This window comes from Natrialba hulunbeirensis JCM 10989, assembly GCF_000337575.1.
Classification (GTDB): Archaea; Halobacteriota; Halobacteria; order Halobacteriales; family Natrialbaceae; genus Natrialba; species Natrialba hulunbeirensis.
In genome coordinates this window covers 177828-189881 of record NZ_AOIM01000009.1, presented here as the reverse complement: position 1 = coordinate 189881, position 12054 = coordinate 177828, and the positions used below count along the sequence as shown (strand labels likewise).

5 protein-coding genes are annotated in these 12054 nt (G+C 53.5%); 2 read left to right on the top strand and 3 right to left on the bottom strand.

Features of this window, described 5'->3' with window-relative positions; translation table 11 throughout:
* Nucleotides 1-11: 11 nt before the first annotated feature.
* Nucleotides 12-2909 carry a DUF6884 domain-containing protein gene (locus C483_RS02125; RefSeq protein WP_006651693.1) on the bottom strand — a complete coding sequence of 966 codons (2898 nt, stop codon included), beginning with the start codon at nt 2907-2909 and terminating at the stop codon, nt 12-14.
* Between the two features lie 426 nt (nt 2910-3335).
* On the opposite strand from C483_RS02125, the gene C483_RS19785 reads away from it, so the two are divergent.
* Both C483_RS19785 and C483_RS02120 read left to right on the top strand, forming a co-directional pair.
* Nucleotides 3336-3722 (top strand): hypothetical protein, encoded by a 387-nt coding sequence (locus C483_RS19785; RefSeq protein WP_152419812.1) that lies wholly within the window; start codon nt 3336-3338, stop codon nt 3720-3722.
* The gene (locus C483_RS02120) at nt 3719-4522 is read left to right on the top strand and encodes a hypothetical protein (protein ID WP_006651692.1); all 804 of its coding nucleotides are present in this window, start codon (nt 3719-3721) and stop codon (nt 4520-4522) included. Before C483_RS19785 ends, C483_RS02120 begins: the two co-directional genes overlap by 4 nt.
* Before the next feature lie 90 nt (nt 4523-4612).
* On the opposite strand, the gene C483_RS02115 is transcribed toward C483_RS02120, so the two are convergent.
* On the bottom strand, nt 4613-6586 hold the full coding sequence (locus C483_RS02115; protein ID WP_152419811.1) for a phospholipase D-like domain-containing protein: 1974 nt from the start codon (nt 6584-6586) through the stop codon (nt 4613-4615).
* Entirely contained in the window at nt 6579-12029 is a 5451-nt protein-coding gene (locus tag C483_RS02110; RefSeq protein ID WP_006651690.1) for a DEAD/DEAH box helicase, read from the bottom strand. The genes C483_RS02115 and C483_RS02110 overlap by 8 nt, the downstream gene beginning before the upstream one ends.
* Between the last annotated feature and the right edge of the window lie 25 nt (nt 12030-12054).

Sequence of the window (12054 nt, the reverse complement as noted above, 5' to 3'; positions counted from 1 at the left end):
TAGAGAAGCGACTAGTTATGTAGCGTTGTCTGGTCCGGTTTCTCCTCAATACGCCGGCAGAGTTCTTCTATCGTCTCAGGTTGGAGTGAATTGATATCCTTAACGTACTGAGCGAAGTTCTTCGTGTATAGGCCCTTAAGCCCAACAACGATTGTACCGTGCTTCTTCGCATCTTCCGTACGAGCAGGGACAGACTCAATATTGTCGAATTGCTCTTCAACAAGTTCTCGATTGAACACGACACCGATCCGGTCTGAGCGTACTTCTTGAACCATCTTGTCGATATCAATACTAGTGTAGTAGTCTTTACCGAGTGTGAAGAAGACCACGTCATAATCACTCTCATCTAGTACACGTCGGAGATCCTGCTGAATCTGGAGTTTCGAAGAGCGTTCACGTATCTCGTTAACACCCATCGAACTGAACGTCACTTCATACGGTGGGAGGAGGTCGTTCTCGGTAATAAGACCGAAACCGGCACTGATGAAGTACCGCTCAACGTTATGGCCGTTCGAACGAAGGCGGCGCACTGCTTCCTGCACGTATTGTTGTTGGCGACCAGTATAGAGGTCACGTGCGGCGATCCCGGGGACGTTATCGCGGGCCAGTAGGTCCTCACGAGAGAATTGAAGCGTCTGATCGGCATCGAAGATTGGAGCATTGTCGGGAATTTCTTTTGATCCCGAGCACTGGTCAATAATGAGAATATTTAGATCGGTAGTCTCGATCTCAGGTGGTTGAGGAAGGAAGTCGTCGCCAACGGCGTAGTTTTCTCCGCACGTCTCGAGAACCTCCCTGCGAAGTTGAACTGGATCACTGTAAGTCGTGACCGTACAGTTGTTCTCATGTGCTGCCTGCACAACCTCGTCGTTGAGCGTCCCATCGTCGGTCTGGATGAAAATATGCTGGTAGCGGGCTGCTTGCTCAGCGACATTCGCAGCCATGCGACTCGGGGCGAACGAAACCATCGCGGGTGCATCTTCCCACCACTCATTCACGCCGTTTGCGTCAAGGACACCGATTTCAGCTACGGGAAGGTCATGGGTGTGAGTCCAAAATCGGTGATGCTTGTCTCGGAGGTAGTCTTCGATGGTCTCGTGACCGCTGAGACTCGCCGTCCCTTTGGTTGCTACGAGAATTTTTGGAAGGTTTTCTTCGAACTCATCGTAGAACCGCCGCGTGTTGTGGAATCCACGTCGGCGGTTCCGGTCGTTTCCGCGGAAGATACAGACCTCGATACTGTGCTTGCGACAAATTGGACAGTCACACTTCTCCCATGGGCGCTCGCGAAGGGTTTCCTGGTACTCCGCGAGGAGGTCATCGTCGCCAATCCAAGTCGCATACTCTTGAACAATTGCCCAAACTCGGTCGTAGTCACTTACCGCATCAGCGGAGTCGAGGATCGATGTTGCCTCTTGGAACTGCTCGAGAACCTCGGTGGCCGTGTTCAAGAGAGCGGTGTATTCCGCGAATGGGACTGGATCATCGGGATCATCTTTCCGGAGGAGTTTGACAAGGTCACCGCGAAGGTTCTCGCTAAAACTTGCCTGCAACTCTCTCCCGTATTCGAAGTCCTCTCGGAACGCTGTCTCGACATCCCGGAGCAAGCGTTTGTCAAACCGTTCATCGTGTCGATGTTCGCGGAGATAGCGTTGCGTCGCCGGTAACACATCGGCTACAAAATCGTACCAGTCCTCGAGAGCGTCACGGATAGAGTCGCCGGCGTCGTACGCACGGAGCGCGATGAGCGTTCCCCGACCACGCAGCGAGGTTTCAATAGCTGTCTCCAAATCATCGCGACTAGATGGGTAGCGAACTCGAATGGCGTCATAGCGCTCGTCGTGGTCGAGTCGATAGTTTTGGCCGCCGGTCCATGCGGAGCGGAGCATACTCGCGCTATCGAAACTGGTCATTCCAGTACGACCGATTGTCTCGAACCCTTCAGTCTTCGCAAACCCAAAGACGTGTGAGTCAACCCGAGTATTGTGTTCGCGCTCAAACGATTTTACCGTCTTTCCGACGCCCTTCACAATAGTGCGGACATCATGGATGGGACTACCAGCAACGCCACCGATACCAAGATAATCGTAGCCGATTTCGAGGACATCCTCGGCAGCTGCAGCGTAAGAGTCTGGATTCCAGCCCTGAATAGCGACCATTAGACGGAAGGGGTAGTCCTGCTGCTGATAGAGGTCGTACATCTCTTGGGCGTTCCGTAGGGTGAGCTCATAACGGAACTGAGCGTCGTCTTCACGGTAGACGGCACGGGGATCTTGTGCAAGTCGCGTAAGCACGCTATCGAAATCTCCCTGAAAGTCTTCAGCAGTAAAAGGCTCGACTTCAGCGTTAACTGATGTCCGTATGGTCGGTTCGTATTCCTCAATATAGGGAGGCCACTCGGCGGGCCATTCGTCGACCATCACGTCGACGACGTCCGTAATTGCATCTGGAACGTCGCTCTTGTTCAGCTCGCCCGCAAAGGCGCGTTCATCGAGGTAGAGTCGACCTTCCTCTTTGCCGGAGCCGAGGACAAGGTGATCGATGGTGACACCAACGGTAACGTCGAGAGTGTCGTAAAACTCCAACATCCCCTCGTTGCCGTACGGTGGGAAGGGGAGAGATTTGTATCCCCACGCACCACAGTCGCTGATGGTTGGAAGCCAGTTCGGCACGGAGAGTACCGGGTCCTCATAGACGCCATACTCCGCAAGCCGCTCGGCCTTTCGGTCGGTTTCTTCGACCTGTTCACGAGAGATGAGTACGCCGTCGATGGGTGTCGTTTCGGGGTCGAAGATGTCCCAGATGTAGTCCAAATCGCGCTCCTGACGGTTGAGCGTAGAGAGTTCGTCGTGCTCGAAGTCGTAGTGGGTGTCGACAGCATCGTCCCACTCAGGAACGTAGAATCGCACAGATAAGATTCACCGTCTTAGCCTATTCTCGTTCCACCATATGAATGTCTCTTTTGCTCGTGATGAGATCGAAGCTATTCATTTGATTGGGTGACCTATAAGATAGTGTAGTAACACGGGCATTTCTAACGACAAAATATCTTTGTTCACCAATCCCCATTGTGTATCTGGGCGGCAAACCTGCCGTGTTGTGGGATACGCGGCGGTTCCAGAAAGATTGTCGTCCACTTGGGAAGCTTGGGAATCGCCAACCTCCATCGGTGGCGATTAGACTTCCTTTCAGGGATAAGTACGAGGGTATCATAGAATAGTTCTCACTCCCACTCTGTGACCTGTACGCCTGCCACCCGTTGTTGTAAATACCAGGGGCTATGGTAGGCGAAGTTTCAAGACGGACTAACAACAAGGAAAATCAGAGGCGCTCTAATGGTAATCTTGGCAGGTTATGCCCGGCCAGATTTCAGCGGATACTATACTGGTACTAGCTCAATTGGCTTTATTCTATTACTGGCTGAGTACACAGTTCTCACTTATTTGGTCATGTCTCCTCTACCGAGACATGGATTGGGTGTTCTGGGTTTCCTTTTGTTGGCTCACGGTCTTAATGGGAAGAGAGTAGACAAGAAGATTCAGCGTCAACGAGAAGGGAGATTGGATAGAACTCTAACTGATTATAGAACAAATTCTGGTCATGGGGAAGACTTTGCGGAGGTTACTCGGGGCGAAGATGGGTTCGCTGATAACGGATATTCAAATGATAGTGAGGCAGAAGAAATGAACGATACCGAACAAGAAGAAGAGGTTGAGCCATGAGCATTGACAAGCACTCGTTGAAAGGCTTCGCTGAGGAAATGCAAGAGGAATACGAAGATAGGTCACTGCTCCCGGATCTCTTCACTGTTAGAGACTTCAAAGGTAGAAAGGATTCCAAGTTGGAATATCTGCAGTTTGGGAAGAGGACTGGTGTCCCAACAAATATTTTCGAACAAGGAGTGACTCTGCCGACCACGTCTTCGTTCATTCGTAGCGTGGTGAATGGCGAGAAAAAGTTCGTTTTGACAGATCTCGCTAACTCGGCTGGTGATGAAAGATTTGGCTCGAAGCAGATTGAGGGAGAGCTGTCACCGGATGATATCGAGTTGGCAGTGGAGAATACTGTAGGTGCAGATCGATTGTTCCTGCCTATTTCTGATGATTACACTGATCCGGTCATGGATTGGGTAGGTGACCAAAGGTTCTCTCTTTCCCCTGAAGGCAAACTGGTCGTGAATGGGGTGAGGTTAGATATTGACCGAGTCTCCTCTAATTATGGTATTCGAGATGTGATCGTGGCTAACAGTAGCCGAGTATCTGTTGTTCAAAAAAGGTTCGAAGATGCTCAATCACCTAAAGGGATGGAGTTCGATAAGTCTCTGACTTCTGTTAACGAGGAGGAGAAGCTGATGGTATACTTTGGGAAAGAAATTGAGCCCGCTCCTATTGATTCTGATTTCGAGGAAGAAATAGAGGTGATGTACAGAAGTGTGATTTCTCAACCTATTATTGATAACGGGGGTGTATTCGTCTTGGAGGCATCTCCGGATCTAACTCTCGGCAGAAAAGATGATAACTAAAGCGGGCGCGAAGAAGTGTTCACAGGCCTAAGCCGGACGATATTTATCTACGGCATATACCCAAAATACGTCCTAATATCACTACTGATATCAACTGTAGTAGGTGGGTACCAGTTTTCGATCAGGAATCTCCTGTAGCCTATTTATCGATAGCTCATCGGCCGCTGAGACATGCCAAACAATGTCAAAGAACTCAATCGCGGCATCAACGAATTGCGTTCGTTCGGTATAAACCCCACACTCAGGGTTCCAATCGTAGCTATTTTCCATGAAATTAGCCGAACCGAGGAGCACGGCACCTTCCTCGGGTGCGCCCACCGTCTGGAGTTTGCCGTGTATCCCAATCTCACCGAGGTCACGAAAGTCCATCTCAGATGTCACTCGCTGGTGTTCTTTGAACCGCGAGTAGGTTCGGACCGTCACTTGATCCCGATGCTCTTTAATCTCGCTTAGCAGATTTCGTTGAAGACGTCGCCATTCCCATGGTTCCTTCGTGTGGCGGGTAAGAAGGCGAAGTTCGAAACCGTGCTCGAGAAGACGCCGAATCTGGGCCACGTACTCGTTGAACGTGTCGTCGTCGAACGGCGTCATGATGCGCAAAACCTTGTCCTCAATGTCGCGCTCGAGGCCGAGGCTGAACAAGCGGTCGGTCATCGCAGTGTACGATTCCAGCCCCGACGACCGTTTCTCGTGCCAACGACGAAGACGCGCTCGTTCCCTACCGAGCCCTCGTGAATCTCCGACGTAAGCGTCCATCTTCTTCTCCCCAAGGGCGTCCGGATCGACGAGCGTATAGGTGAAGTAAGTCGGCGCAATAGCACCGCTTTCGATCGATTCGTAATCCCGAACTACCATCGACTCGGTCGCGACAGGCACGGGTGGGAACGACACCCTCTCCTGAGAGAGTGTGTCGATGCGGTTTTGAATGGCCGAACAGCGTTCAACGAGGTGAGTCATGTACTCGTCACGTGCAATCTCGACGTCGACAGCTTCCGGCACGGTCTCAAATTCGACGAGACCGTCGCTGACTTCACACTCAACACCGGGTACCGATGAGAGTATTTGATAGAGAGAGTACGACGTTACGCTCGGCCACCGCTCCGTGACGAAGTGTACGTCGAACCTCGCGATGTCAGGGTGTGCCGCGACAGTAGCGACGACTTTGAGGGCAGCCTCCCGTTCATCGTCACTCTGATCGGAATCCTCTGGGAGTTCGCCAAACCCGACTGGCTGGTCCATCTCAACTCGCTCTACGTCCAACTCCGTCGATGGTACCAGCAGTGATTGGACCTTGTCTAATTCGTCCTCATACTCTTGGCGTTGGTCACGGATCGCATCTTCAAGATCGGTTCCATTGACGACGATTGTCCGCGTAGTGGCGAGAGTCGCCACCTCCGCTGCCGTCAGTTCTGACTTAGACGGAACGGATCCAGTCAATCGCTGCACGAGGGCTTCCAGACAGGCCCCATCTGCAGTTTCTATAGCCTGAGAGATAACCTCTCGATGAGCTTTTGCGACGGCCGTCTCGGTCGACGTCGTCTGCTGCGCCGACAGCGAGGCGTCGATTCGTTCTTGATCAAACTCAGCGCTATCAGGATAGATGGTCAGGAACCCAAGAGATCCCAAGAGTGGAGCGAGGACAGTCTCGTCCCACTCATCGGCAAGCAGGCTATCAAGTTCGCGTCGAGGGATTTCCCCGTCGATCTCGATACACGAACGCAGCACCATCTCAGCGGACTCGAGTCGAGCGACAGCGACTGCTCGGATGAGTGATTGTGGCTCGTCTGAAGAGAGTATAACCAACCCCAGTAGCGAGATATCGCCGGTTTCAATGAGACTGAGTTCGCCGAGTAGCCACTCGTGTATTGAGACAACAAGATCGCTATCTCGTTCGTCGTTTGTCCTGATGATCTCTGCCCGAATGTGTGGTTCGAGTCGTGCCTGTATCGACTCATCAGAGGCTTTTGCAGCAAGGGCAGAGTAGATACTCTCTGTTGACAGTCCCCAGAGGCGCTCAGGTGACTGCGTTCGGAGTTTATTCGCGGCGTGAAGTAGATCACTCATCATTCCGTGGTTCGAGATGGAGGTCGTGGCTCAGTAGTTCGAGCAGTTCGTCCTTGTCGAACGATTCTGGGTCGTTTTGTTCTACACACCCGTACTGGTAGATACAGAACGGACACCCGTTCTCGCAGTTGCATTTCGATTCGTCTGGTGAAAATGCCTCACGCATGAGTTCGACAGCGCGTTCGAACTTCTCACCGTCATTTTGCGTCAACAGAACAGTAATGCCGCTCCCACCCTCATCGGAGTCGTACACCAGTGTTCCTTCGTCCTCGATAGATTCGGGAACCTGTCTGACGCTAACGCCACCGATGTACTGAAGTGCGACTCGGAGACCGTGAGCGAAGCCGTGTTCGAGTTCTTCGTTGTCGAATCGGACACGGGCTGCCTTCGTAGAGAACTTCGTTGCAGGTCGGACAGCCTCGCTCTCCTCAGCAGGATGTTCGACATTGTTCGTACAGTAAGCCGAGTCTCCGGTTTTTGCAATCGATCCGCTACACCCGTCGATACCACACATCTCGAAGACATTCGGTAGTGGATCGGCTCCACCATCTTTGTAGGTCGCCCAATATTTGCTCGTCGAAGCAAGCAACGTGACGTCACCGTATTCGAACTGCCCGTGAATAGTCCCATTCTCATCAACGATGTCACGGGAGAACATCGGTTCGAACGAGTCGCCAGCGTCAGTTTCGACGGGAGCGTAGGTATTCTGCGGCTCTTGATCGTTCTGGTAGACCGTCGACGGTTGAAGTTGCTTAGTGCTCGGCGTCGAACTGAGCGGGAGATCGTGCTGGTATGCGATCACTCTCTCCGGAACTTGGGTGACGAGCGGTTTTAGTCGTGTCCCACACGCCTCACAGTTGGAAGTGTCACTATCGTACTCGGTAGCACATGTGGGACAGATAGCCGCATCATCTAGATCATCAGTAATGCGCGCAGACTCCAACGGCTCCCAGTACACCTGTGTCACGACGTAGGTCTCGCTATCGTAGAGGTACGCAGCACTCGGGTGTAGTTCGGAAAGCGCAATTCGGCGCTCGCGTGATCCGTCGCTGACGGGATCGAAGTCTTCACCGATGAGTTGATAGTCAACCGAACTACCGACCGATCGCAGTCCGAACGCAGCGGGACTTTCCCGGTTCAGGTAACTACCGAAGTCCATGTCCTCGAGTCGATCGAGATAGTCGTATAGATGGTCAACTTGACGATCGACCTGCTCTCGCTGTTCCCGTAGACGCCGTTTTTCATCTCGGTCTCGAGCCTTCCTCTCGTTCTTCCGCAGATCGCTTATCTGGTTTTCGAGTTCGTCGATATCGTCGTAGATATCGTCCTGCTGATCGTAATATAGGTCAACGGTGATCTCCTCAAAGCTCCGTTCGTCCTCAGTCCCAGCAAGAATACCTTCGATGAGGCCACCATGTTTGTCCAAGACTGACTCGACGGTTCCCTCACAGTTCTTCCCTTGGCATTCGCCTCCGTAGCCTGCGACGTGTTTTCTACCACACACCGAGCATACGCTGAATGATAGGAGATTCTTTAACCACTGCTCAATCTCTTCGCGGTTCTCGTCGAGGAGAGACCGGAGCACTTCGAGCGGTGCATTGTCGTTCTGGCTCTGAACTTGGAAGTTCGTAGAAGATAGCACTCCAGTGAACGTCATTACATCGTTCGGTCGAGGTTCCGTGCGTGGTGTTGGATTATCCTTACAGACGATGAGATCTTCGAGACCGCTCTGTTCGCGACGCCACGGTACCCACTGTGTCGTCGCTGCCCAGTCGAAGACCGCCCATGTAAGCGACTGATAGAGCACCTCACGGTTCACCTCGTTGAGCGGGACTTGCTGCGGATCGGCCGCGATGAGTTCCTCTGGATGCTCGTGGTAGTAGTAGTCGATTGGATTACGCTGGCTAACCGAGTGGATAAGTGACCTACCCGAAGATCGTCCTGCGCGACCGATTCGCTGTAGATATGAGTTAGCGTTTGGTGGGGTTCCGTAGAGGAGTAGTGTATTGAGTTCGCCGATATCGACCCCTAGTTCCATCGCCGGTCCCGACGAGAGGAAATGAGGGTACCGGCCCTGCCGGAACTGATACTCTAGTTTCCGTCGCTCGTCGCGGTCGGTCTCTCCGTAGTACGCCCGTGCGAGCAGCATCATCGGATCAGATGTCGAAACCTGCTGAGCGGTCAAGGAGTAGTGTGGATGCGAAAAGTCCGAACGGTCCTCTATCGTCGCCGTGAATTTGACGACATCATCGGGTGCCGTTCCGAGAGCGACTTCGACCGAGGTCGCGTATGTTTCTCGGGTCTGACTGTAGTTCGTCGGCGTCACGTTATCGACGATAGCACATTCGAGCGCATCTTCGTCGACCATCACATATCGACTCCCATCCTCTTCGACGCGGCGCAGAATACCGCGATCCACGAGTGAATTGAGATGGTCGTGTCCGTCCTCAACCTCGTCTACTAGATTCGGTTCGTAGTGGTGGTTCTGGCCGAGAACCTCTACGATCAACTCGTGCTCTCCCTCGCTGAGATCGGCGATATCAGTGGCTAATTGAACGTTAATCAATCCCTCGTCGCTAAGCTGATTACTACGGTAACGTCGGCTGTACTTGCCCTCCAAAGCACGGGACAGCAATTCCTCCGTCAAGTACTCATCGACCGACTGGTCGTAGCCGGTCAGTTGCTCGTACATCCGCGGTATGTTCCCGCCTTCGCCCGCTAATTCCTCCTCGTACTGGTGGGCATCGTTTACTCCACGCTCTATCACGTCAGAAAGCGTTGCCCATCCCGATCCATCGCTCACCGATCTGACGCTCTCGACGAACAACTGATCGAAGAAGAACGATTCTTCGGGTTCGCGGAAGTTCCGTTCCAGTTCCTTCATGTCGGACTGGCTGTCCGCGAACGAGAGCATCTTCGATTCCCCGAAGGCACTGGGATCGTCGCGGTCTGCGAGCGAACGCAGCAGATAGCGTCCAGTCGTCACAGCGGCGTTGGCCGGTCCGCGCAGCATCGATTCGTATCGCCGATTCTTTGCATAGGTCTCACGCCGACCCTCGTGGTAACATGGTAGTCCACCGGGGAACTGGCTGGCTTCTCGAACTCGACCGTTGTCGTCGACCATTCGGTAGTTGCCGTATCCCTTCGCTCGGCGGCTAATCTCGAGGCAGTCACAGTTACAGTCGTGTGGGCCGTTGGGGAGAAATTCGTGTCCACAGGACTGGCATTCGTCGACCATGCTAATGTCGAACAGCGCCGAGCGAACGAGTTTCCGTTTACCACAGCTGCACGACGCTGGCGGATTTCCGAAATAGACTTCCTCGCACGCGGGATCGCTGCACGTCCATCCGAGGAACCGTTTTGGCGTAAGATCGCCGTTACAATCGTCAGTAGTACACTCTTGTCCCTCAGGATCTTCGTAGACATCCCCACACTCGATACAATACTGAACCTCCTCGTCTGCAAGCGGTTCTAACGCAGTAGAGTGGCAGGAATGGCATTCGGGTTCCAGTGCTTCCTCAACGGTGAGTTCCTCGTCACAGTCTGGGTTAGTACAGACGTGTTTTTCCATCGAGTCGTCGAGGACCATTGCGGCATCGCAGTCGGAACAGTCGTGCTGGTGGTCGATTTTCTGACGCTCGCCACAGTCCGTACACTCGTAGTACGGTCGCCAGTAGACTCGAACCATCTCGGGGGTTTCGCCGTCAACAGTCTCACATTGGCATTCCCTTCGTTGGAAATACTCAAACCGTCCCTCTTCAGACGTGACGGTGTGAGGTACGAGGCGCTCACAGTTCGGGCAGAACCACGACTCGAGAGATTCCTCACCACACTCGTTACACAACGAGAGTTTCGTTACGAAGTGATGGTCGCACTCAGTACAGGAGGACTGCGGAGTGTCGTAGACCGTCCCGCAATTGAGACACGTGTAGTAGCCGTCGAGCGGCCAACTAAACAGGTGTGCGCGCCGCTCAAGAATATCTGACACCTCTCCGATAGTCATGAAGTTCGCTACTACTATCTCTGCTTCGGACTCGGAGAGACCAGTCTCATCGATCAAGCGGTCACGAAGGCCGACTGGTCGAAGTGGAGTCTCGCGAAGTGCCGCATAAATACCGCGGACGAACTCCAAGGGCCCTCCCCCGTCCTCGACTAAATGTTCGTAGAGTCTCTTGTCGACATCTTTGCTACCGGCCTCTACACCGGCAGCGTCGAGTGCTCGCTTCGCGGCATCGGTATTCCCGCTTCGCAACTCCTCATCAGTCAACTCCGCCGAGATGAAGTCGTTGGGGATATCGACTGGGAACGGTGCATTAAGAGTGCGCTCGTCTTCCTCGATAACCGCAACATCGGGGTCAACGAATGGATTGATACGCTGGAAGACCGTCCGCTTGTTTTCCACGGTCGCCGACGCACCGACGATAGTGAGGTCGTCATCGGACTCACTATCGTACCCATTGAGTTCTTGGCGCTCTCGGATATACCGACGCATGAGCGTCGACGTGAACGAACCAAAGAGCTCAGAATACTCGTGAATCTCGTCGAATACGAAATATTTCGGTTCGGCGACGAAGCGCTGCTGTTCGTCGTTTCCGTTGACGTTAAAGAGCCGATAGTTGATCGTGTCTGGGTTCGTCAACAGGATATCTGCGGGTGATTCGACGATGGCGTCACGAGTGACCTTGATGAAGTCGAAGGCGAGGTCGTCCTCATGTTCCACCATTGGTTCGACGACGAACGAGCCGTCGTCGCGCTGGCTGACTGTCAGTGAGGAGTCACACTCGTCGCACGGGCAGTCGAAGTATTGGAACGTGGTCTGGAGGTACGCAAGTTCGTCGGGGTCGCGACGCTTAGTGTCGCCGTCGTAGATTCCGACGGTCACCTGTTCATCTGACGGGCGTCCTCGATTGAGCGTGAACAGGTAGTCGATCAACCGCTTCAGCTGATCCTGCGCGAGCGCCTTGGTCGGGTACGTGAGGACGCACTTGACGCTGTCTGGCGGGTGGTCCTCGTGCTGGCCCTCCTTCGCTTCGGTGATAAACTGAAGGATAGGAATGAGCCATCCCTCGGTCTTCCCCCGACCCGTACTCGCGGTCAGGAGCGTATGGTGGTCCTCGAGAACCGATTCAACTGCTGACTCCTGAAACTCGTACAGCGAGCGGAAACCAGCCTCAGAGAACGTCTCGGTAAGATCGTTATGGAGGTCATGATTGTCGGCGAATGTCTCCCAGGGGGTATCGCTCATCTGGGGAAGGTCGAGCACCTGAAGGTAGGGCCCCTTCGTACGAATGAACCCGGGGAGGTCGCTCTTCAGCGACTCACCCAATCCGTCGTTATACCGTGATACGAGACTTTTGACGGCTCGCTGGGGCTGAGAGCCGGCGTAGTGTTCGGCGTACGATGCGCGCATCGAGTTCGCGAGTTCGATTGGGTCGAAATCCATCGGTGGCAATTGGTGTGGGATGTTG